The organism is Fictibacillus sp. B-59209, assembly GCF_036216745.1.
Taxonomy (GTDB): Bacteria; Bacillota; Bacilli; order Bacillales; family Fictibacillaceae; genus Fictibacillus_C; species Fictibacillus_C marinisediminis.
In genome coordinates, this window is record NZ_JARMMC010000035.1 from 4,805 (window position 1) to 27,944 (window position 23,140).

Annotated in this window: 22 protein-coding genes and 1 pseudogene; 12 read left to right on the forward strand and 11 right to left on the reverse strand. The window is 44.9% G+C overall.

All coding sequences use genetic code 11. From position 1 onward, the window contains the following. Nucleotides 1–116 precede the first annotated feature (116 nt). From P4361_RS21070 to P4361_RS21080, 3 genes are all read right to left on the reverse strand, one after another. Complete coding sequence (locus P4361_RS21070; protein ID WP_053356393.1) at nt 117–356, reverse strand: hypothetical protein; 240 nt, start codon at nt 354–356, stop codon at nt 117–119. Nucleotides 357–458: 102 nt separating this feature from the next. Further along, nucleotides 459–1,004, reverse strand: a complete 546-nt coding sequence (locus P4361_RS21075) for a DUF420 domain-containing protein (protein WP_053356392.1) — start codon at nt 1,002–1,004, stop codon at nt 459–461. Nucleotides 1,005–1,180: 176 nt separating this feature from the next. Continuing rightward, on the reverse strand, nt 1,181–2,887 hold the full coding sequence (locus P4361_RS21080; protein WP_328090858.1) for a M3 family oligoendopeptidase: 1,707 nt from the start codon (nt 2,885–2,887) through the stop codon (nt 1,181–1,183). Nucleotides 2,888–3,021: 134 nt separating this feature from the next. On the opposite strand from P4361_RS21080, the gene P4361_RS21085 reads away from it, so the two are divergent. The 3 genes and pseudogenes from P4361_RS21085 to P4361_RS21095 all read left to right on the forward strand — a co-directional run bounded on the left by P4361_RS21085 (nt 3,022) and on the right by P4361_RS21095 (nt 6,284). Beyond that, nucleotides 3,022–4,263: a PucR family transcriptional regulator gene (locus P4361_RS21085; RefSeq protein ID WP_053356390.1), complete on the forward strand. Its 1,242-nt coding sequence runs from the start codon at nt 3,022–3,024 to the stop codon at nt 4,261–4,263. 138 nt (nt 4,264–4,401) lie between these two features. Further along, nucleotides 4,402–5,535, forward strand: coding sequence for an alanine dehydrogenase (gene ald / locus P4361_RS21090; protein WP_256225162.1), 1,134 nt, complete (start codon nt 4,402–4,404; stop codon nt 5,533–5,535). Between the two features lie 236 nt (nt 5,536–5,771). After that, nucleotides 5,772–6,284: pseudogene (locus tag P4361_RS21095) on the forward strand (queuosine precursor transporter). 249 nt (nt 6,285–6,533) lie between these two features. Here P4361_RS21095 and P4361_RS21100 read toward each other — a convergent pair. The 5 genes from P4361_RS21100 to P4361_RS21120 form a co-directional block, all read right to left on the reverse strand. Next, the gene (locus P4361_RS21100) at nt 6,534–7,037 is read right to left on the reverse strand and encodes a hypothetical protein (RefSeq protein ID WP_062238179.1); all 504 of its coding nucleotides are present in this window, start codon (nt 7,035–7,037) and stop codon (nt 6,534–6,536) included. A gap of 101 nt (nt 7,038–7,138) precedes the next feature. Then, entirely contained in the window at nt 7,139–7,633 is a 495-nt protein-coding gene (locus tag P4361_RS21105; protein ID WP_062238176.1) for a Crp/Fnr family transcriptional regulator, read from the reverse strand. A 78-nt stretch (nt 7,634–7,711) separates the two neighbouring features. After that, nucleotides 7,712–8,674 (reverse strand): YbgA family protein, encoded by a 963-nt coding sequence (locus P4361_RS21110; protein ID WP_256225163.1) that lies wholly within the window; start codon nt 8,672–8,674, stop codon nt 7,712–7,714. A gap of 92 nt (nt 8,675–8,766) precedes the next feature. Further along, the gene (locus P4361_RS21115; RefSeq protein ID WP_256225164.1) at nt 8,767–9,210 is read right to left on the reverse strand and encodes a GNAT family N-acetyltransferase; all 444 of its coding nucleotides are present in this window, start codon (nt 9,208–9,210) and stop codon (nt 8,767–8,769) included. A gap of 14 nt (nt 9,211–9,224) precedes the next feature. Beyond that, nucleotides 9,225–10,082, reverse strand: a complete 858-nt coding sequence (locus P4361_RS21120) for a GNAT family N-acetyltransferase (RefSeq protein ID WP_328090860.1) — start codon at nt 10,080–10,082, stop codon at nt 9,225–9,227. A gap of 184 nt (nt 10,083–10,266) precedes the next feature. Between P4361_RS21120 and P4361_RS21125 the strand changes: the two genes are divergently transcribed. The 3 genes from P4361_RS21125 to P4361_RS21135 all read left to right on the forward strand — a co-directional run bounded on the left by P4361_RS21125 (nt 10,267) and on the right by P4361_RS21135 (nt 12,617). After that, complete coding sequence (locus P4361_RS21125) at nt 10,267–11,289, forward strand: NADP-dependent oxidoreductase (protein ID WP_328090862.1); 1,023 nt, start codon at nt 10,267–10,269, stop codon at nt 11,287–11,289. 257 nt (nt 11,290–11,546) lie between these two features. Then, nucleotides 11,547–11,996: a staygreen family protein gene (locus tag P4361_RS21130; protein ID WP_328090863.1), complete on the forward strand. Its 450-nt coding sequence runs from the start codon at nt 11,547–11,549 to the stop codon at nt 11,994–11,996. Nucleotides 11,997–12,014: 18 nt separating this feature from the next. Continuing rightward, a complete protein-coding gene (locus P4361_RS21135; RefSeq protein WP_328090864.1) occupies nt 12,015–12,617 on the forward strand; it encodes a DUF3298 and DUF4163 domain-containing protein in 603 nt (200 codons plus the stop codon). On the opposite strand, the gene fni is transcribed toward P4361_RS21135, so the two are convergent. Then, a complete protein-coding gene (gene fni, locus P4361_RS21140) occupies nt 12,607–13,650 on the reverse strand; it encodes a type 2 isopentenyl-diphosphate Delta-isomerase (protein ID WP_256225168.1) in 1,044 nt (347 codons plus the stop codon). The two genes, P4361_RS21135 and fni, sit on opposite strands and share 11 nt — an antisense overlap. A 124-nt stretch (nt 13,651–13,774) precedes the next feature. Beyond that, nucleotides 13,775–14,743 carry a peptide-methionine (R)-S-oxide reductase MsrB gene (gene msrB / locus P4361_RS21145; RefSeq protein WP_375162173.1) on the reverse strand — a complete coding sequence of 323 codons (969 nt, stop codon included), beginning with the start codon at nt 14,741–14,743 and terminating at the stop codon, nt 13,775–13,777. A gap of 380 nt (nt 14,744–15,123) precedes the next feature. Here msrB and P4361_RS21150 point away from each other — a divergent pair, with 380 nt between their 5' ends. Next, on the forward strand, nt 15,124–15,402 hold the full coding sequence (locus P4361_RS21150; RefSeq protein WP_062238162.1) for an alpha/beta-type small acid-soluble spore protein: 279 nt from the start codon (nt 15,124–15,126) through the stop codon (nt 15,400–15,402). A 54-nt stretch (nt 15,403–15,456) separates the two neighbouring features. On the opposite strand, the gene P4361_RS21155 is transcribed toward P4361_RS21150, so the two are convergent. Next, entirely contained in the window at nt 15,457–17,001 is a 1,545-nt protein-coding gene (locus P4361_RS21155; RefSeq protein WP_328090866.1) for a phosphodiester glycosidase family protein, read from the reverse strand. A gap of 277 nt (nt 17,002–17,278) precedes the next feature. Here P4361_RS21155 and P4361_RS21160 point away from each other — a divergent pair, with 277 nt between their 5' ends. The 5 genes from P4361_RS21160 (at nt 17,279) to P4361_RS21180 (ending at nt 22,975) form a co-directional block, all read left to right on the forward strand. Then, nucleotides 17,279–17,728, forward strand: a complete 450-nt coding sequence (locus P4361_RS21160; RefSeq protein WP_328090868.1) for a MarR family winged helix-turn-helix transcriptional regulator — start codon at nt 17,279–17,281, stop codon at nt 17,726–17,728. Then, nucleotides 17,725–18,402, forward strand: coding sequence for an HlyD family secretion protein (locus P4361_RS21165; RefSeq protein WP_328090870.1), 678 nt, complete (start codon nt 17,725–17,727; stop codon nt 18,400–18,402). The genes P4361_RS21160 and P4361_RS21165 overlap by 4 nt, the downstream gene beginning before the upstream one ends. 8 nt (nt 18,403–18,410) lie before the next feature. Then, on the forward strand, nt 18,411–20,204 hold the full coding sequence (locus P4361_RS21170) for a DHA2 family efflux MFS transporter permease subunit (RefSeq protein WP_328090871.1): 1,794 nt from the start codon (nt 18,411–18,413) through the stop codon (nt 20,202–20,204). 339 nt (nt 20,205–20,543) lie between these two features. After that, the gene (proB, locus tag P4361_RS21175) at nt 20,544–21,689 is read left to right on the forward strand and encodes a glutamate 5-kinase (RefSeq protein ID WP_053356373.1); all 1,146 of its coding nucleotides are present in this window, start codon (nt 20,544–20,546) and stop codon (nt 21,687–21,689) included. 11 nt (nt 21,690–21,700) lie between these two features. Next, nucleotides 21,701–22,975, forward strand: coding sequence for a glutamate-5-semialdehyde dehydrogenase (locus P4361_RS21180; RefSeq protein ID WP_328090872.1), 1,275 nt, complete (start codon nt 21,701–21,703; stop codon nt 22,973–22,975). Nucleotides 22,976–23,140: the final 165 nt, after the last annotated feature.

The window sequence follows — 23,140 nt, forward strand, 5'->3', positions numbered from 1 at the left end:
TCGACTTTCTGGACAGCCCCAATGTCACACTTATGCCTGTGGGTACAAGCGCTGGAGCTAGACATTACATAAAAAAAACAGCCCGTCAGATAAACTGAACGGGCTGTAATTTATGCTTATTCTTCTGTTTCCTCATAATACTGAAGTTCCTTTTCCAGGATGGTATCGACCTCGAGCTCTGTCAGGTTTGTTTTTCTTGCGAGATGGTCAATGAGCTCGTCCATATCCACATCTGCATTCTGCATTTCAAAGTAACGCCCTTCCTCTTTTAAAACGAGACGTATCTTTTCTTCCTCGTAGGATGTCTTTTCTTTGATATACTGCACGGCATTCTCAATTTTTTGTTCAATGCTCAAGCTGTTTTCCTCCTTTTATGGTCATTTCTTATTACTACCCGTTTACGGAAAAGCTATTCGGTTCTTTTTATGTATAGAAAAAAGCAGGAGAGTTCCTGCTTTTTAATAATACGGTGAAATCATTAAGTAAACAATAACACCCGTCAAACTGACATACAGCCATATAGGCATTGTCCAGCGGGCAATCTTTTTATGCTTTTCCACCTGCATGTTCAATCCGCGGGCAAGTGTGAACAGCGCGAGAGGAACAATAAGCGCGGCCAAAATAATATGTGTGATCAAAATAAAGAAATAGATGTACTTTAACGGGCCGTCTCCGCCATATTTAGTAGATTCAGCAAGATAGTGATACGTAACATAAGAAAGCAAGAACAGAGCAGTCGTCGTAAATGCTGCAAAGATAAAACGCTTGTGCAGCTTGATGTTTTTTCTAAGGATAAAAAATAGCGCCGCCAAAAGGAACACAAAGGTAAAGCTGTTAAAAATCGCGTTCAGACGGGGGAGAAGATGAACATCAAACGACACCTTGCCATTGTAAGCCGGTAAGAAAAACAAAATGACAACAAGAACATTGATCGCTATCGAAAGCCCAATGACAACAGGCGTATAATTTCTCTGCTTGACGGTAGAGTTTGATTGATCGCTCATGGATTGGTCTCCTTCATAATCTTCTTTTTTCGTTTCCTATTCTACCATTGTAGACAACAAACCTGAAGCTAACTCCCCCTGGAAATCACCAATTACAGCCATCTGTCAAAAAAACTACAAATTTAAGCGCAGTTAAAAACCCCCTGAAATCATCAGGGGGCTGGAAGTCTTATGATCTATGCTTTTTGCAAAAACTTTGTGTCATCGATCTGCGCTTCCCATTTTCGCACTTCATCCATCACGGATTTTACGCAGCCCTCTTCAAACGGCGAAACAAGACCGGCGATGTTCACCAGCTCAGTAAATGGAAGACTTCCTCCACGGCCGCACAGTTCAAGGTAATCCTGCCATGCTGCCTTATGATTCTCCCGTGAACGTTTCCAGAACTGAAGCGCGCACACTTGAGCAAGTGTGTAATCGATGTAATAGAACGGCGTTCGGTAGATGTGCGTCTGCATCTGCCAGAATCCGCCTTCTTCTAAAAACTCAATGCCATCAAAATCACGGTGCGGCAAATATTTCTTCTCCAGTCGACGCCATTCCTGTTTTCTCTCATTCGGTGAGGCATCAGGGTTCTCGTACACAAAATGCTGAAACTCGTCGACTGCCACTCCATACGGGATAAATTTAACAGCAGCAGCTAAATGGTCATACAGATAGCGGTCTGTATCTTCTCCAAAGAATTTCTCCATCCAAGGATACGTAATCAACTCCATGCTCATGGAGTGAATCTCGCAAGCTTCTAAGGTTGGAAATTGGTATTCAGGCACTTCATACCCTCTGCTCGTATACACCTGGAAGGCATGTCCCGCTTCATGAAGCAGTACCCGGATATCGCCCTGTGAGCCGTTAAAGTTTGTGAAAATGAATGGTGACTGGTACTCACTGATATACGTACAGTAGCCCCCAGGCGCCTTGCCTTCCTTCGCGATCAGGTCAAGCAGCTCATTTTCAACCATAAAGGTGTAAAACTCATCCGTTTCCGGTGACAGCTCTTTGAAAATTTTGGCTCCCTGCTCAACAATCCAATCCGCATCACCTTTTGGTTTTGGATTTCCCTGCGGAAAACTGAAGGATTCATCATAGAATTTAAGGCTGTCCACCCCAATGCGCGCCTTTTGTTTCTCCCTTAGAGAAGTGCAAAACGGAACGATATGCTCTTTGACTTGATCACGGAATTTTTTTACCATGTTCTTGTCATAATCCGTTCGGTTCAGACGGTTGTAAGCGAGCTCTACAAAGCTTGGGAAGCCGAGTTTTTTAGCGATCGAAGTACGGAGCTTCACCAGCTCATCATATTGTCTGTCCAGTTCTTCCTTATGGTCATTAAAGAAGCCGAACTGCGCTTCCACGGCTTGTTTTCGGATGGCGCGATCCGGTGATTGGGTAAACGGAATGAGCTGTGCCAGTGTTCTTTTTTCACCTTGGAAATCAATTTTTGCGGAAGACAGCAGCTTTACATACTGGCTTTTCAGTTTGTTTTCCAGTTTAAGGTCTTCAACGACTTCCGGTGAATACGTTTTTAGCTCTGCATCCGCAAGGTTAAACAGATGCTTGCCCCACTTGCTTTCCAGTTCTTTTCTATACTTGGAATGGACGATCGCTTGGAAGAACTCGCTTACCATCCCTTGATAGACTGGAGTGTTTTCATCCATAAAATCGTGCTCTTCTTTATAAAAAGGGTCTTCTGTATTTGATGTATACCTGATATGTACAATATTTTGCATCGTTTCGAAATGGTTTCGGATGGATACAAGCTCTGCCATTACCTCGTCTTGCTCATTGAAAGAAGCTGCGTGCTCAAAGCTTTCCAATTTTTGTTTAAACTCTTCTTGAAGCTGTTCCATATTGGGACGTTTATACGTAAACTCACTGAATTTCATGTGATCTTCTCCTCTCTTTCACCTGCTGTATTCTACACAGCCACTTCTTTTCCTTTTTTGAATGAAAAGACTAGGGTTTAGGCCAAAATGTGTTTTATTATAGAGATAACAGTCAACTAACAGGAGCGTATCGTATGAATTCTAATCCTTATTCAAATAATCCGTTTAAAGGCACGTTCGGCAGCCTTGAAAACCTTGCAGATACGATCAGCGAAGTCCTTCATTGCCCTGTAACGATCGAAGACGCCAATCATCGGCTTCTGGCCTACAGCACCCATGAAAACAGCACGGATCCTGCACGCATTGCAACCATTATCGGCCGCCGTGTGCCTGAGAAAGTCATTAACAGCCTTTGGAAAGATGGGGTTATCCCAGGACTTCAGGCCAGTGATGAACCTCTTCGTGTATCCTCCATCTCCAAAGTCGGCCTGGGTGACCGTGTCGCCGTTTCCATTCGAAAAAATGAAGAGATCCTCGGCTACATCTGGGTTCTTGAAGTGGACCGACATCTATCTGATGAGGATTTGGAGCTTTTGAAGAAGGCCGCACAGGCGGCCAAGAACCAGCTGCTTCAGCTCTATACCGGTTCGAGAAGAAAGCAGGAAAGCCTTCAGGAATTTTTCTGGAAGCTGCTGACCGGCCACAGCAGTAATGAGGAAGCCATTCAGGATAGCCTGCGGGACCTTGGAATCTTGCCCAGTTCTTCTGTCTCCGTATTGATCTTTCAGTTCCCTGAGGAGATTGATGCGGGGTTCGAGAAAAATGTAAGCTACATCACCTCTGTCAATCAGAGCGTTAAAGCCCAACTGACAGCAGTAGATGAAAATCAAATGATCATGCTCGTCACCTCTGCACTTAAAGAACCGCTTAGTGAAATCCTACAAGAGTTTATTCTTTCTTTTACTCAGCAAATGAAGGAGCGTTTTGGAGTAGATGGCATTACAGCGGGTTTTGGCGGGGTCTACAGCTCGTACCATCTTACAGAAAAAAGCTACATGGAAGCACTGCAGGTCCTTAAAATAAAAAACCGCTTTAAAGAAGGGGCATCCGATCTTTTTGGCTATGAAAATTTAGGTGTTTATCAGTTCCTTGATGTCATTCACCAGAAGCAGTCCGCAAGCCGCTACAGAAATCCAGCGCTCGATAAATTGCTGGAGTACGACCGGCTCCATAAGACCGATCTGTACAACACGTTGGATACGTACCTGTCTGCCGGTTCCAATACACATCTTACAGCCAGTCTGCTCCATATTCATCTCAACACACTGACCTATCGGCTGAAACGAATTGCTGAAATCGGGCAGATCGACTTTAGGAATACGAACCAGAAAACGATGCTTTATCTGGATTTGAAGATTCAGCAGCTTTTTTATTGAAGAGCATTTGTGAAATTTCACAAACGGTCTTCTTTTTTTTCTCTTTTCCTCACAAAGAAATTTAAAGAGGAAAGGATTATACTGTAGGCACAGTAATAATGAAAACGCCATCATTTATGGCGCCAGGAGGTTTTTACAATGATTATTGGTGTACCTACAGAGATTAAAAACAACGAGAACCGTGTAGCTTTAACGCCGGCGGGTGTAGTTACTTTAATAAAAGCTGGACATGAAGTATTAGTAGAAACAAACGCGGGAGAAGGAAGCGGATTCCCTAATGAAGAATACGCTGCAGCCGGCGCAAACATGTTCGACAGCGCTGCGGACGTTTGGGCTAAAGCAGACATGATCATGAAGGTTAAAGAACCTCTTGCTTCTGAATATAATTACTTCCGTCCTGGATTGATTCTTTTCACATACCTTCACCTTGCAGCTGAGCCAGAGTTGGCGGCAGTTCTTACAGAGAAAGGTGTAACAGCGATTGCTTATGAAACTGTTGAGCAAAACCGTACGCTTCCATTGTTGACTCCAATGAGTGAAGTAGCAGGACGCATGTCTGCACAAATCGGTGCTCAATTCCTTGAAAAACCAAAAGGCGGAAAAGGTATCCTTCTAGGTGGTGTACCAGGAGTTAAGCGCGGAAAAGTAACCGTAATCGGCGGCGGTGTTGTTGGAACAAACGCTGCAAAAGTAGCAGCAGGACTTGGTGCTGACGTGACCATCATCGACTTAAGCCCAGACCGTCTTCGCCAATTGGAAGACATCTTCGGAAAAAGCGTACAAACGCTGATGTCCAGCCCAATGAACATCGCGGACGCAGTAGCAGAATCTGACCTTGTAATCGGTGCTGTTCTTATTCCTGGTGCTAAAGCACCAAAGCTAGTTACAGAAGAAATGGTTAAATCCATGACTCCTGGATCTGTTATCGTAGACGTAGCGATCGACCAAGGCGGTATTTTCGAAACGGTTGACCACATTACAACACATGACAACCCAACTTACGAAAAACACGGCGTTGTTCACTATGCAGTAGCTAACATGCCTGGTGCGGTTCCTCGTACATCTACTATCGCATTGACGAACGCAACCGTTCCTTTCGCTCTTCAAATTGCAAACAAAGGTGTAACAGAAGCCGTATTGTCCAACCCTGCATTGAAATTGGGCCTTAACGCAGCCGGCGGACATATCACTTACGAAGCAGTTGCTAAAGATCTCGGGCTTGAGTATGTTCCTGCAGAATCTGCACTTGAAAAAGCTTTTCAAGCCATCTAATTTATAAAAGCTATTAGCACTTTCCTCTCTTCTTTAAGAGGGGAGGGTGCTTTTTTTATGTCTACTCAATGGAGAGATACTTCCGCTTTTCTTTATTTCCCGGTAAATAATTTGTCGAACGAGCACCAATGTACATTGCTTTCTTTTCCACTTTCTCCTATAATTTTACTTTATGAAAAACTAAATACACCTCGGTTCGAGAACTCCCGCTGTAACAAAACTAGGAGGTTATTGGCGTGTTTAACGTTTATTACGGTATTTTATTTGCTGCCGTGAACTTTATATTATTCTTAATCAGTTACCGTCTGTTTGGCCGTAATGGTTTATATGTATGGGTTGGAGCAGCTACCATCCTGGCGAACATCCAAGTGGTAAAAACGATTGAGATGTTCGGTCTAGTGATGACACTTGGTAATACTTTGTATTCCGAAATATACCTTTCTACCGACTTATTAAATCAAAAGTACGGTCACCAAAGAAGCGAAGAAAGCCGTTTGGTTTGGCTTTTTCACGCTAATCATGACAACTGTAATCATGCAGATGGTCTTGTTGTTTGAACCCGCTCAAAGCGATATTGCCCAAAAGCCGATGGAAGCACTGTTCGGGCAGGGGTCTATGAATGGAACGTATGGTTTGAGATTTTCATTACGACCTACCTGCTAAAATTTATCGTTTCTGCTGCATCCACACCTGTTATTTATCTTGCAAGAAGCTTTAAATCCAAGGAAGAAACAAAGGGGCTGTCCTGAAAGTCGAAAATTGACCTTCAGGCAGCTCCTTTGACGTGAAAAATCTTCAATGAAAAGTTGATTGGAGTGCAAGGTGCGAGACTCCTGCGGGACTAGCGTGACAGGTGAGACTCCCGCAGGCGCTTGCGCCAAAAAGTAGGCGTTCACGCCGGTAAGGCTCACCGCACGCCCCGCGGAAAGCGAGCAGCCTGGAGCGGAGATCAACAGCTACCAGACTTCTTGGACAGCCCCTTTTTTAGTGGCTGCTGCTTATTTTTTCATTTCTTTAATCATGGAATCCAACACTGCATTTCTTTCGGCAAGCTTTTGATTGACCTGCTTCTGAATGAGCAGCATTTGATCAAAATGGGTTTCAATTTTTGCTTTGTCTTTCGCTTTGATTGCTGCCTTAAGATTTTTCTTTTCCGTCTTGGCCTTATCGCGGAGAGCCTTCATCTCGTGACAGATCTTTTTCATTGCCTGATGGTTCTGATTTTGGTGCCAGGCACCGGGCTTTTCATTCCCCGTATGCAGTCTGAGGATCGTATCCTTTTTTAACAGCGCTTCCTGCTTAAGTTCGTAATACTGGATTTTCAATCGGTTTTTCTCGTGAAGCTTGTCTTTGTAAGGGGCAAGCTCTTTCCACATATGGTCTCTATGCATGTGGTGTTTTGGCTGTTTTCCACTGTTTCCTTCTGCGTTTGCATGTACCAGTCCTGTGAAAAGCCCGATGCTTAAACAGAGTACTGTGGCTAAAATCATCACACGTTTCATGATGTTCATTCCTCCTTTGATTGGTGATACATCATTAGTGTGAGCAGCTTACAAGAAAATATAGGAAAAACATTATGTAATTTTTTTCATAAGTGATAGTCCTATAGATGCCGCAGCACACGATTGACCGTTTCACGGCGCAGGCCGACAAACTGGCCGATCTCCTCCTGTGTCAGCACATCTTTTACCGACATATCCGGAAAATATTGCTGAAACCAGTTTTGCAGCAAATCCACCCGTTCTTTTGTGGCGACAGCGGTCAGCTGGTCGATGCGCTGCTGCATCATTCGAAGCTTTGTTTGCAGCAGCAATGCCACTTCCCGGTACTTTTCCGGGTTCTCCGAGAGCTCCCTGTACCACTCTTTTTCAGGAATCACTTCCACTTCGGCCGGAAGAAGAGCCATAGCCGTCCCATGATAATCTTTTTCGCTGATTAGCGAGTGGTGCGGGATTACTTCTCCAGGCACGATCAAATTCAGCAGTGAAGCGGTTCCATCTTCATGTACACGGACCACTTTAAGGAGCCCGCTTTTCAGTTCAAAGAGCGGACCGCTTTCTCCCTGACGAAACAATATTTCCCCTTTATGTAAAAACACGACGTGTTCCACCTCTTTGCATAAGTCTCATTCAACTATAACATGCAGACAAAGGCGGAAAAAGGAGATCCTATAAGTTTAATAATCTCTTCCTTTTCCGGAATCGGATATTTCAAGCAGGTCACCGGGATAGGGCTCAAACCAGCTTTGGCGGAGTATTTCTTCGTCTTCAAAACGGTATGCCCATGATTTGAGCAGTGCCATCACGCTCGAAAACGGCTCTTTTTTCTCCGCTACTTTATCTGTAAGCTCCAGAAAGTATGATTTTTCTTTGTCGTTTAAGAAACGGTCAAATGCTTTTGCCATTTCCTTTGCAGCATTTATGCTGGAATCATAGCGTGCCGTCCTCAAAAAAAGGCGGCGCAGCCCCTTTTCATACAATGAAAACAATTCCTCTGGCTGTTCTTTATTTTTCAAGATGCGCGTCAGAACCTTTTGTGTCGGGCGGCTGTAGGCAAGAAACAAATACTTGTTTACTTCATGAAAGTCCGTCAGCCTTTGTAGAGACTCTTCTTTTTTCAGTTCCCTGTAGGCAGCCAGCAAGAATATTTTTGTGAAAAAACGTTCCCTGATCAGGAAGTTATTGAGGCGCCCCTCGTCTTCTACGGCTAAATGGGGATACAGCTCAAGCACTTTGCCGCCAAAAAGGCCGCTGCTTGAGCCGATGGCCGGACCTTTCTCTGTTGAGGTATACAGCTTTACTTCTTTCAATCCACAGGAAGGCGAACGGCTTTTTAAAATAAAACCATCGATATGCTGAAGAGACTGGAGGTAAGCATCTGAAAACTTTTCCATATCGGCAGTAACGTCTTTGTCCGTTTTAGGCTGCATGAGGCGCTGTTCCCCATTTTGAAGAACGATTCTGATCGTCTCTCTCGGTGTTCCGAGTCCGATTTCAACTTCGGGACATACCGGCAGAAAGTCAACATGCCTCATTAGTTTGCGGATGGTTGGATGATGGATTACGTCACCGTTATAACGGCAATGATCAAATTCTAAACACTGGCTGACAACAAGCTTTGGCTTTGCGAACACTCCCATTGCAATTCTCCTTTTTACAAATCTCATAAGAGCATTGTTTCCCAATCAAAAAAACCTCATTCTAAAAGTAGAATGAGGTTCCTTCAGCACCGTTAGATCGAATAGGTTAGGAAGTTTCCTTGTTTCCCGCCCATTTTTTCATAAAAACGCTGTGCTCTTTTGTTGTCATCTGCCGTTTCCCACAGCATGGACGCATAGCCGTTCTTTACTGAATACTCTTTGCAGGCATTGAACAATCCTTCAGCTACAGCTGTTCCCCTGCTGTCCTCGGCCACATACAGATCGTTCATAACCGTGATTTCTGCCGCCCGGGTCGTGCTGTATGTAAAATAAAGCGTCGCAAAGCCTTTAAGCTCTCCGCCATGTTCTGCGACAAACTGAATGCCTCTCGCTTTTTTTAAAAGCACACTGATCAGCGCATTCAGCTTTTCATCTTCCGGATGAGGGCAATTGTAGAAATCCACAATATATTCAAGCATGAGCGACCGCAGCTGTGCAGTATCTTCTTGCTGTGCGGTTCGAATACGTACTGACATTTTCATTCCCCTTTTCATTTCTGATTAAAAGCGAGCTCCGTATACCTGCCGATCTCTTCATAGCCGATATCACTGTAAATTTTGCTGGAAGAAGGGTTGGTCTCATCGGTATAAATCGTACAGAACTTCCTGCCGGATTGAAGGAGTTCCCTGCTAAGATCTGCAACGCATGATTTGGCAAAGCCTTTTCTCCGATGCTCTGGAGGGGTGTACACCATATTGACCGTCATCCCGTTCTTTGTAGGCCTCGTAATTGCCGCCATACTGACAGGCTGATCAGAGTCCCAAATATAGACTCTCTTTTCCTGAATCTTTTGGCGGGCTGTTTGCATCGCCTCCTGCTCTGTCAACAGCGATCGGGTCTCACTTCCCATTTCATACAGCCATTTTCCTGCGAGCTCGCTGTCTTTCAGGCTGGCCTGCCGCATTCTTCCCAGAGTAGGTGTGAAGGCTGTTAACCGCTCAAGCCGGTACAGCATCATTCTCATGGAAATTCGGTGGCTGTTCCCCGTTTCTCTCAGCCACATTTCTGCAAAAGCACGCGCAAGTTTTGCAGGTGCCGTAAGCTTCGATATTCCCCAGTCTTGCATGGCTAGCTTCTTGATCAAGAGGGGAAGTGCTTCTTCTTTGCCGAAAATAAGCAAAGGACGAGGAGGGTTCATAAAGGCAGTAAGCAGGATATCACCGCCTTCTCTTATACAGCATAAAAAAGGGGGATTGCTGCTTGATGCCTTAACCTCCATATCAGCAAGACAGCTGGACGTTATCAATTCCGCTGCTGCTTCATGCTTCATCAAAAATGATTCAGCGCTTTTATAAAAGTCTTTGATCTCACTGAATTGCTCCAGCTCCATATTCTCACCGCCATACATTCATTTTGCCAATCTCCTTTATTAAGTTTCTATGAACACGAGGGGTAAACCTCCTTTTGTACAACGATCACCCGTTTCTGATTTATTAAAGAAAACCTAAAATGCATATTCATTGGCATCCTATGAAAATCCCTTTATCATGACTAACAGGCATGACAATTAATATGAGAGGTTTGGTGAAAAAATGGCAGCAGAAAAAAATCAGCACATCTTATTAACGAGCCGTCCGAAAGGGATGCCGACGATGGACAACTTCAAATTTGAAGACATTTCGATCCCTGAACCGAAGAATGGACAAGTATTGCTTAAAACGCTCTATCTTTCCGTGGATCCTTACATGCGAGGCAGAATGAATGATACAAAATCCTATGTTCCTCCTTTTGAATTGAACAAGGCGATCAGCGGAGGAGTTGTGGCGGAGGTTGTTCAATCCCGTTCCAGCGAATTGGAAGAAGGAGACCTTGTTATCGGAAATCTTGACTGGGCACTCTATTCAGTCGCGGAGGATGCACAAGTCAGAAAGATTGATCCTGATCTAGCTCCAATCACTACTAACCTTGGTATTCTTGGAATGCCTGGCCTCACTGCCTACTTCGGATTACTGGATATCGGCAATCCTCAGCAAGGGGAAACTGTTGTCGTATCAGGTGCAGCCGGTGCAGTAGGAAGTGCCGTCGGCCAAATCGCTAAAATTAAAGGTGCCCGTGTAGTAGGAATTGCAGGTTCTGAAGAAAAGATCAGCTATCTCAAAAATGAACTTGGTTTTGATGCCGTGGTAAACTACCGTGAAGCAGGCAATATCCGAAAAGCTCTTAAAGAAGCTTGCCCGGACGGTGTCGATGTATATTTTGATAATGTGGGAGGAGAAATATCGGACGCGGCATTGAGCCTGCTCAACCAGAATGCCCGCATTCCGCTTTGCGGCCAAATTTCCCTGTATAATCTTGAAAAAGCCGATCATGGCCCCCGTATTCAAGGACAGCTGCTCATCAACAGCGCCTTGATGAAAGGATTCATCGTCAGCAACTATGCTTCTCACTTTGAAGAAGGAGCGAAACAGCTTGGACAATGGCTCCAAGAAGGAAAACTGAAATACGAAGAGAATATCGTAGAAGGCTTTGACAACACGATAGATGCGTTCTTAGGATTGTTTAAAGGAGAAAACCTCGGCAAGCAGCTCGTTAAAGTATCCGAGCTAAGCCGTTAATTGCTATAAAATAACCCCAGACCTGACAAAGGTCCGGGGTTTTTATTATGCCGGGCTAAACAGCCGCTTCAGCTTTTCTTGATCCAGCTTCAGCGCCTAGAGACTCGGACGCTTCACTCCTTCAATACAACACAAAAACCTGTGTTGCTATTCAGGAGCTCCACCGTTTTTCGTCTCTAAACAGCCGCTTCAGCTTTTCTATTCACCTTTAGCCCTGAGATTGTATACATTGAACAAAAAGGAATTGAGGAACTTTCATGAAGATGCTTGATCCCAAGAAGCTGTATGTCCAGTATCGCCCCAATGCAAATCCTGCGGATCCAAAATATCCAAGGCGGTATACACTTACTCACTCTGATACTAAGGCACAGCTGTACCTCGTGGCAGGGCCTGAATTTGCTTATGATACGACCAACGAGATGAGAGATGAAGTTTTTGCCGAATGGAAAACATTTAACCGTGAAAAAATTCTGTACGGCTATGTATTGATTGCGGACGAAAACATAAGTAAAAGCCAGGCTAAAACAAGAAATGAGATTTTCATGAGCGAATTGCCGCGGGTACTGGAAGCTTTTTTCTATGGAGACCGCTTCTTTTTCCAGGCACACCCGGAATATAAGGATGCTCCTGTCTATATTCAATTTGAATCAGTTTATCCTGAGTATCGCCAGGTAAAGTCTTATGGGCCGATCTCTAAATACCAATAAGTAAGAGGTGAGTTCCTTTTGTATGAAGCCCGCTCCTATACCAATCTGCTGATCCAGCAATATCAAAATAACAAAGCGACGGTTCAATATCCCCAAATCATTGGGCTGCCCAGTACCGAGACGCAGATTAAGCTGAACAAGGCGATAAAGGATAAGGTATTCAGCCTGATGGATGAAAACGGAATCAAGCGCAAGGATTTAGAAGAAATGACAGGCTTATTTGAAGTAAAACTCAATCAGGGAGACTGGCTGAGCATCGTGTTCACAAATTACGCCTATTGGAAAAATGCTGCCCACGGCCTTACACTCCAGGGATCGATTACGATGAATGTAAAAACCGGCACCATTTATGAGCTGCGTGATCTTTTTAAGGAAGGAAGCTATTATAAAACAAGGCTCACCGCCCTCATCAAAAAGCAGTTCAAAAAATTTCAATTCCCGCTCATTCAGCCCTATCAGAGCGTAAAAGACACGGATGACTTTTATTTAACAAAATCAGGTCTCGTCATCTATTACCAAAGCTATGAATACACGCCTTACTATGTCGGAATTCCTGAATTTACGATTCCTTATAATAAAATTGCTTCTATACTCAAACCAGAAGTGAAAATCAGCTCTTAAGCTTTTTCAGCCGTTTCGTTGATTTTAGTTCGGCAACAGAAACAGCCCCAATCCCAAACATGGCCGTCCGCAGTTCAAATTCAATTTGATCAAGCTTTGAAATGATGGCATGTTCATTTTCAATAGCAGCCGGCAAAAGGGTACGGCCATAGCCGGCAAGGTTTGCACCAAGTGCCAGTGCCTTTGCAGCGTCCACACCGTTATTCAGCCCGCCGCTTGCAATGACAGGAACCTCTGCCGAGCATCCTTTCACTTCATTAAGAACCTCCGCAGTTGAATTTCCCCACTCCAAGAAAGCTTCTGCCGCTTGTTCTCGCATTTTGTCTTTAGATCGGTATTTTTCTACTTGAATCCAAGAGGTTCCGCCCGCTCCTGCTACATCAATAAACTGCACTCCTGCGTCGATCAATTTTTGGGCAGTCTCCCTATCGATACCCATTCCCACTTCTTTTACACCGACCGGAACAGGCAGGTTTTTCGCCGCCTCTTCAATTTTTTTCAGTAGATTAGAGAAGTTGACGTCTCCTTCCGGCTGGAAAATTTCCTGCATGCCGTTAAGATGCAGGACAAGCCCATCTGCTTCGGCAACCTCAACAGCTTTCATGCACTCACGCAGCCCATACCCATAATTCAACTGCACCGCCCCCAGGTTAGCGATGACTGGTACAGAAGGAGCATAATTCCTGATTTGAAACGTGTAGGCTGTCTGCCCGTTCTCGATGGCAGCCCGCATGGATCCTAATCCAACCGCCCATCCTTGTTTTTCCGCAGCCAAAGCGAGAGCCTTATTAATCTGATACGCTTTTTCTGTGCCGCCTGTCATTGAACTGATCAAGAAAGGGGTTCTCATCGTTTTTCCGAGAAAAGAAGAAGACAAATCGATTTCGCTGAAGTTGATTTCAGGGAGCGCGTTGTGCTTGAACCTGTAGTTTTCAAATCCTGTTGTCATCTTTTTCCCAGTCACATCTTGGTTTAGTGCAATTTCGATATGCTCGTTTTTTCGTTTTTCTGTATAGGAATTTTGCTCATCCACATCGATCTTCTCCTTTCCGGAACTTCTGTATCTTTCTAGACTTCCCCAAATCACATCCTGTTTAACGGCGTAAACGAATAAAAGCAGACAGTTGCACACTGCCTGCTTTTAAAAAATATGGATTTTATTCGAAAATCGAGCGGTACTCGCCATAGCCTTCTTTTTCAAGGTCCTCTCTCGGGATAAACCTCAATGCCGCAGAATTGATGCAGTAGCGCAGTCCCCCTGCTTCCCTCGGACCATCGTTAAACACATGGCCAAGATGAGAATTTGCTTCTTTGCTCCTTACTTCAGTACGAATCATGAAGTGGCTGAAATCCTTCTTCTCCTTTACATCCGTTTGGCGCATAGGCTTCGTAAAGCTTGGCCAGCCGCAGCTGGAGTCAAATTTATCAAGAGAACTGAACAGCGGTTCTCCAGAAACAATATCAACATAGATGCCTTCTTCTTTATGATCCCAATACGGATTTTGGAAAGGAGGCTCTGTTGCGTCATTTTGAGTGACTTCGTACTGAATCGGTGTTAATTTTTTCTTCAGTTCATTTTTGTCCGGCTTGGACTGCCAATGGCTTTTAATAAAGTCTTCACGCCCAGAACCCGTACGATAGCGTTTATAATGAGCCGGATTTTTCTTATGATAACCCTGATGGTACTCTTCGGCTGGGTAAAAAACAGAGGCTGGCAAAATTTCAGTCACGATCGGCTTCTGGAAGCGGCCGCTTTTAGCAAGTTCTTGCTTAGAGGCCTCTGCCAATTCCTTTTGCTCTTCATTATGATAGAAAATCGCTGTGCGGTACGAATCGCCCCGGTCATAAAATTGTCCGCCAGGATCGGTCGGATCGATCTGCTGCCAGAAGAGCTGCAGCAGCTTTTTATACGGAAACAATTCGGGATCAAACGTAATTTGTACCGCTTCATAGTGGCCCGTTGTATCGGAACAGACTTCCTGGTATGTCGGATTTTCCGTGTGCCCGCCTGTATAGCCTGACACTATACTGATGATGCCCGGCATTTCCTCAAACGGAGAAACCATGCACCAGAAACATCCACCCGCAAAAGTCGCAAGCTGCTGATTGTTATGCTGAGTATTCAAAGACCTCACTCCCATTCTTTTGAAAGTCTTATTGTTCTATTGTTCCTATCATAAAACAAGTATGGCACTTAATAAAAAAATAATGCCTAGTTGGAAGTGCTGAAGTGTTCGGTTAGGCCCGAAAAGCGCTGGACTTTGGCATTAAACGTTATTATGAAAATGACGTGCTATGCAAGTAAATGGAGCAAAATCGCAAGTAAAGTCTATATTCTCGCAAGTAAAGATTGGAAAGTCGCAAGTAATCCTTGTCGAACCGCAAGTAACGAGCCATTTTTCGCAAGTAAGCCACCCCGATCAGTCGTCCGCAATCCCTTCCAGCGGTTTATCTTCCTATAAACGGGCAAACTAACCGTAAGTACGACGAAACTGGAGGGAAAATCATGGCTAGAAGAAGTCGAAGGCCGCTTGTTCCTGAAGCAAGAGAAGCATTGGATCAATTAAAAGCCCAGGTGATGAGGGATGTTGGCTATCAAGTCGATCCGTCACAGCCTGACAGCGTTAAGTTTGAAGTGGCTAAAGATGTTAATGTTCCTCTTCAAAAGGATTATAACGGCCAGCTTACCGCGAAACAGGCGGGAACTGTTGGCGGACAGATTGGCGGCCGTATGGTCAGCGAGCTGATCCGGCAGGCGAAGCAGCATCTTAACAAACAGCATTAAAAAGGCTGGCGCACGGCATTCAAAAAAACTGCCAAGCGTCCAGCCTTTTTTATATTAAGGAATAAGCAAAATTCCATCCCCAATCGGGCGTTCACCCGCTGCATCGGATGGATCGGTAACGAGCTGGCTGTTCTTGACCATACCCGTCGATCCGCCGCCATCCAAGTTTAGCGCATCAACAGCTCCCAGAGATTTCATCAGCAGGGCTTCTTCGTCAAAATTCATGCCGATGCTGTATCCAGGACTCCGCCCATCAACCGTGACGAGCAGGATATTACCGTTTGGCTTAATGCCCGCAATGGTTCTTGGATTTCTCCGCTCACCGAAACGATAAAAGAATTCCGGATCATCGGGCTGATGAAACCCTTCTTTAGTGGCATCAATAAAAACCTTTCCGTTTTTCAGCAATCGTGGGCCACCATTGATGATGCCCATTTTTTCAGACGCGGGAACAGATTTGTTATCTGCAAAGACCCTTTTTTCCACGTAAAGTTTTTTACCGATGACGGCATGTTTCTGAAGCCAAGCCGCAGATTGGCCCGTTCCTGCAACAACAGAGCCTCCAAGCGGAATATCAGCTCCCCGTGACTTATGGACAGTCACCACTCTTCCCGTACTGTCCATAACCGCTTCAGCTCCCGGACCTTCTGGAGCTCTTTTTCCGAAAACAGAATTGTATTGAATCAGTTCGTCCTCATCTGTACACGTAAAATCGTGTTTAGGAAGTGTAGTTTCAAGATCACCCACGCCGCCGCATCCACGGATACGTCCGGGATCCCTGTTTAAACCATCCAGTTCAGCCGGCATGCCTTTTGTACCTTTAACGGTTAACTTAGTACGGACCGAGGAAATTTTAGATGTATTGTCTTTGCTGATGAGCAGGCTCGTTCTTCCGTTAACCGCTTCACTGATCAGTTCGCCGTTAATGACGGAAACTCCAGCTAAATCGCCTTCAGTACCATCCTGCGGACCCATGACAAAGTATCCTCCATTGATGCCGGCAATGGCCTTCTTTTTGGAAGCCATATCACTCAACTTTTCCCTGCCTGGCACAATGCCGTTTGCTAATGATGGCTCCATCTCTCCCCTCCACTTTTCAGGAGATACCTCAAGGACACTGACTGTCCATGGCCCGGAAGCCTCTTCGCCATCTTCGGGTATATAGACGACCTTAGCTTTTTTATAGCCTGCATTAACCAGCTTCTTTTGTTCAGAATTTGCTTCCATTTCCTTTTGAAAAGGCCCGGTCCGTACAAGATAACCGAGCGGCGTCCCGCGCAACGGATCATCCTGCGCCCGCTCGGCCACCGTTTTTACTGATGCAGCATAACCCTTGCCCGCAAGTTCATTCTGAAGCTCATCGGCTTCTTTTTTTGTTTCGGTAAAGGCTGCATCCACCATATATTCAGCATTGGGGTTATTTTCCCCATAAACAGCATGGGTGTAAGCCAGACCCTTCTGAAGCTGTTCGATATGCTTGGTTTTTGGCTGGGAAAAATGTTCTTCTGCATGAACCGTGTGTCCAGGGATCATCGTGCTCAACATCGACACAGCCACGAATGCCTGGAAACAGGAAGATAAAATCGTTTTGTGTTTCAAAAGCCATACCTCCAATTTTTATTGATTCAACGCAACAATAACTCAACTATATGTTGAAGGAGTTACAGCCATTTATAGAAGTTGTAAATGATTAGGTAAATGAAGGCAGAAGAGTATTAAGTCTAATCGAATGGCAAAATAAATTTTGTAATGGCAGTTTTATATTGACAAAATTTATCTTGTGCATTTATTATAATCTTTGTGCATAAATAGTTTGTGCACGAACTATTCACATTGCAAACTGTTAACATTATTAGAAAGAGGGGACGATAGTGGAATGAATCTGCTCAATAATGAGCTGCTGGATTCCTTTATACAAATACAAAAAGCACTCTATTCGTTAATGAAGGAAGATGCCGACCGAGCGGGGCTTACCGTGGTACAGCTCAAAGCGTTGTACAAGATCCGTCTTACACCTGAATTAGGTTTGAGAGAGCTTGCAGGCAGCTTAAAGCTGACCAACAGCACGATGAGCGGAGTGGTAGACCGCCTTGTCGCTCATGAACTATTAGAAAGACATACTTCCTCTGCCGATCGAAGGGCCATCACACTTAAGCTCACGAAAATAGGAGAAGAAAAGCTTCAGGAAGCAACTGGAAATAATTCTTTTTTTACCAAAAAAATAATGGAATTGACGGATATGCCGCAAGAAGATAAGGACCATTTACTCAGGATTCATCATCAAGTACTGGACGTATTGACAACCAAGGAGGAAAATCAGGAATGAACATGAAACGTTTAGCTTTACTAAACGTAATAATTTTATTGATTTTAGTTGGGGGCGGAATTGCTGCTTATTATTACTACAATCAATCCGTTTCTTATATCAAAACAGATAATGCCCAAATCGCAGGAGAACAGGTCACGATTGCAGCACCAGCTAATGGAAAACTAACCGATTGGAAAGGCTCCCTCGGAAAAGAATTTAATAAAGGCGAAGAAATCGGTACAATCTCTGCTGCACCTTCAGCCGGAGCTGGAGCAACCCCTGCAGCTGCAGGAATGTCAAAGGTCAAAATCACTCTTCCAAAGGATGGAACAGTCGTACAGCAATCCGCAGTTGAAGATTCTTTTGTTGCAGCCGGAACACCGCTGGCGCATGTTTATGATTTAAGCAGCCTTTGGGTAACAGCAAATGTGAAAGAAACGGACATTAATGATGTTAAGGTTGGCCAGGAGGTAGATGTGTACGTGGATTCTTATCCGGACAATACACTTTCTGGAGAAGTGAAAAAAATCGGCCTGGCTACTGCCAATACATTTTCTTTATTGCCAAACTCAAACAACACAGCGAACTATACAAAAGTAACTCAAGTTATCCCAGTTAAAATCTCATTAGACAGCTACCAAGGACTGGATATTGTACCTGGAATGAATGTAACCGTACGGATTCACAAGTAGGTGATATGATGTCAATCTATTTAACAGGCTACGCCATCCTATGCGTTATACTTTTGCTGACCGTTAACTATATGGCCATCCGCTCAAAACGCAAAAAACTGGGCGAAGAGACCGAACTGATCTCGGAAAGGGCTACGGGCCATCCGGATGAGTCCAACGTCCTCATTGATGAAACACTTGAGGATACAGCCGTTTCCGAGCCTGCACTTGAGTATGTAACATCTGCTGCAGAAAAGCATACAGAAGAGCGCTCGCTTCAGCGGACGGAAAGCGGTAAAAAAGATGAGCCGATTCACGTTGGCAAGATACTTACGGTTCTTATGCTCGGTGCCTTCATCGCCATCTTGAACCAAACCTTTCTGAATGTAGCCATTCCCCACATCATGAACGACTTGAACGTCTCTGCCAACACGGTGCAGTGGATTACAACAGGCTATATGCTCGTTAATGGTGTATGTATACCGATTACCGCTTATCTTATTGAAAAGTTTGGGACACGAACGCTATTTATTACCGCTATGTTCCTTTTTACAGCCGGAGCGGTCATCTGCTCGCTTTCCGCCACCTTTGGCATGCTGATGGCGGGAAGGGTTGTTCAGGCTGCAGGAGCTGGAATCATCATGCCGTTGATGATGACCGTATTCCTTACTGTTTTCCCGATTGAAAAACGCGGCCAGGCGATGGGAACCATGGGGATTGCCATGCTGTTTGCACCAGCCATCGGCCCTACGCTCTCCGGGTATATCGTTGAAAATTATTCCTGGAGACTTTTATTTGATATCATTATTCCTTTTGGTGTGATCGACCTTATTATTGCTTTTGCATGGATGAAGGACGTTATCAAGAAATCAAGCCCTAAGTTCGATTTCCCGGGGTTCCTTTTCTCCACGTTCGGTTTCGGATTCTTGCTCTACGGATTCAGTGAAGCAGGAAACAAAGGCTGGACCAGCACCATCGTCCTTTCGAGCATTATCATCGGTATCGTTTCACTTGTCGCTTTCACTTATAGAGAGCTGACGACTGACAAACCGATGCTCGACCTGAGAGTTTTTAAATATGATGTATTTGCCTTAACGACCGTCATCAGCATGATCATCAACATGGCCATGTTCGCCGCCATGATCCTGCTTCCCATTTACCTGCAGAACATCAGAGGATTCACGCCTTTTGAATCCGGGCTCTTACTTCTTCCTGGAGCGATCATCATGGGCATCATGTCTCCAATTTCCGGCGCGATCTTTGACCGTATTGGAGCAAGGCCGCTGGCGATTGTCGGATTAACCATTACCGTTATCACCACTTGGGGTTTCAGCCATCTATCGACCGATACCACGTATGGACATATTCTGTTCCTTTATGTATCCCGTATGTTCGGTATGTCCTTCTTGATGATGACCGTCATGACAGCAGGAATGAACCAGCTGCCGCGGTACTTAAACAGCCACGGAACAGCCACTTCCAATACGATGCGCCAGGTTGCGGGGTCACTCGGTACAGCTTTTCTCGTTACCGTGTTCTCCAACCGCCAGGAGTATCACATGGCGGACTATTCCAATGTAGTGACGAGCGCAAATCCATACATCGCTGATAAGCTTTCAGCGCTCGGGCAAGGACTTGCTCAGATGGCAGGATTACCTGGGGGAGCAGGAAGTTCGCTTGGCATTCAAGTGATCTATGGAACAGCAGCAAAACAAGCAGCCATCGACGGAATCAATGATTCGTTTATGGTCGCAACCGGAATCGCTGTTATCGCCCTCATCCTTTCCTTCTTCATCAAACGGGTCATCCCGCCAACAAAATAAATGACTGAAGGCAAGCTCACCCATTGAGCTTGTTTTTTTTATGAAAACGAATGAAAACCCTTACATGTCAAGGGTTTCGCTTGCCTGCTTCTTTTAAAAATCACCCAGATTCTTGCATTTTCCGCAAGATTTATTCTTCCATAATTCTCCCTCTGCCATTCCCTCATACCCTGTCACATCCTTTGGTCCGATTAAAGCATGCATCCTCCGTTTTTCTCTCTTTCTGGGCCGTATCCGCACTATCTCGGCATGAGCGGTTGTATCGATTTTGAAGCTTCGTTATACTCGTAACCGTTGCTTATTGAACGGGAAAAAACGAGGAAATGAGGAGTGAAAGAGTTGAATTTATCTACTACTAAAAATAAACGAATTGTGGTAAAAATCGGTTCAAGTTCACTGACAAGCAGGCATGGAGAAATCAGCCGCAGAAAATTGGAACGGCTGGTCGACGAGATTGTCATGCTTAAAGATGAAGGACATGAAGTACTGCTGGTTTCTTCTGGCGCTGTGGCAGCCGGCTACAGAAAGCTCGGCTGCCTTGCGAGACCAACTTCTCTTCCAGAAAAACAAGCTGCAGCATCGATCGGCCAAGGGCTGTTAATGGAAGCTTATTCTGAACGATTCCTATCCCATGGCTATACAGCTTCACAAATCTTGATTACAAGAAGTGATTTTTCTGACCGAAAACGATACAACAACGCGCGCAATACGATAAACGTATTATTGGATCGCGGTATCGTTCCTATAATTAATGAAAATGACACGATTACCGTTGAACGTCTGAAGTTCGGTGATAACGACACCCTTTCAGCAAAAGTATCAGGGCTTGTAAATGCCGATCAGCTGCTGATCTTATCAGACATCGACGGGTTATATACAGATGATCCAAGAAGCAATCCAGACGCAAAACTTTTAGAAGAAGTATATGAGATCACACCAGAAATTGAAGCTTCAGCCGGTGAGTCCGGAAGTGAGGTCGGAACCGGCGGCATGCGTTCCAAGATAGATGCTGTCAAGATTGCGATGGCATCGGGCATTCCTTCATTTTTAGGGGATGCAGCAGTACCCCACATTATCTATAATGCGGTTCAGGAAACAGCCAAAGGAACGTACTTTACACCAAAAGACGACTCAGAAAACCTGGATGTCAGAAGACAGTGGATTGCTTTTCATTCCGGTCCTGAAGGAGAAATTATTGTATCAAATGAAGCAAAAGACGAGATTGCAGAACACAAAAGCCTGTATCCTGACGGCATTGAATATGTAGAAGGCTATTTTAAAAAAGGTGCCGTTGTGCGAATTAAAGATTTGGACGGCTTACAGATCGGCCTAGGTGTGAGCAATTATTCTTCAAGACAGCTGATCAAGATTAAAGGGCATTCCAATGACGAGATTGCGGACATTATCGATGTTGATCCACAAGAAGCCATTCATAATGCTGATCTTGTGTGCCACACCCAGTTAGCTGTACCACTATTATCTTAAGGAGGCGTTGGATGAGTATTTTAGAATCTGAAGTGAAAAATAAAACCAATGTAAAAGAACAGGCGAAGGCAGCGCAAAAGGCCTCAAAAGAAATTGCCATACTGAGTGAAAAGGATAAGAACGAGGCGCTCTTCATATTAGCTGATGAGCTTGAAGAGCAGGCTTCCTTTATATTAAATGAAAATGAAAAAGACTTGCAGAACGGCAGGGAGAAGGACTTCAGCCAAGCCTTTATGGACAGGCTGTCGCTTACAGAAGAACGAATTAAAGATTTTGCAGAAGGACTAAGACAAGTTGCCGGACAGGATGACCCTGTTGGTGAGACGGTCAGTGAATGGACCCTCGACAACGGCATGAAGGTTGAACAAAAACGTGTACCGCTCGGAGTGATTGGCATGATTTATGAAGCACGGCCAAACGTCACTGTGGATGCTACCGGCTTAGCTTTAAAGTCAGGCAATGCAATCGTCTTAAAAGGCGGTTCAAGCGCCATTCATTCCAATAAGGCCATTATCCAGGTCATTCAGCAGGGGCTGGCTAAAACCAGTATTCCTGCTGATGCCGCTCAATTGATTGCAACAACAGATAGAAAAGCCTCAAGTGAGCTGTTTACGATGAAAGAACATATTGACGTACTGATTCCACGCGGAGGCGGTTCTTTGATCAATACGGTTGTGAACGAAGCGACGGTTCCTGTTCTTGAAACAGGCGTTGGAAACTGCCATATTTATGTTGATAAAGAGGCTGATTTGGAGAAAGCCCTCAATATACTCATTAATGCGAAAACCGACCGTCCTGCGGTGTGCAACGCAGCAGAGACCTTGATCATTCATAAAGACTGGCTCAATGAGTATCAATCTGTGCTGGAAAACGTGCTGAAGGAACATGGAATTTCCGTTCATGGCGACGAGTTTGTTGTTTCTGCCTTCGCCGATGCTGTTCCAGCTTCCGAAAAGGATTGGGCAGAAGAATTCCTTGGCCTTTCTATCGCGATCAAAACCGTAGAGAGCACGGAAGAAGCGATTGAACACATCGACCGCTACGGTACAAAGCATTCTGAAGCCATCGTCACAGAAGACGCTGCCACAGCAGAAATCTTTATGAGCCGCATCGATGCAGCTGCCGTGTACCATAACGCGTCTACACGCTTCACTGACGGGTCTGCGCTGGGCTTCGGGGCTGAAATCGGCATCTCTACCCAAAAGCTTCATGCACGCGGCCCTATGGGCTTACCAGCGCTCACGACGACAAAGTACTGCATGACCGGTGACGGACAGATCAGATAATCGGTAGTTCTATAAAAGGGGCTGTCCAGAAAGTCGAAAATTGACCTTCAGGCAGCCCTTTTTTGGCTTGAAAAATCTTCAATGAAAAGTTAATTGAAGTGGAAGATGCGAGACTCCTCCGGGACTAGCGTGACCGGTGCGACTCCCGCCGGTGCGTGCACCAAG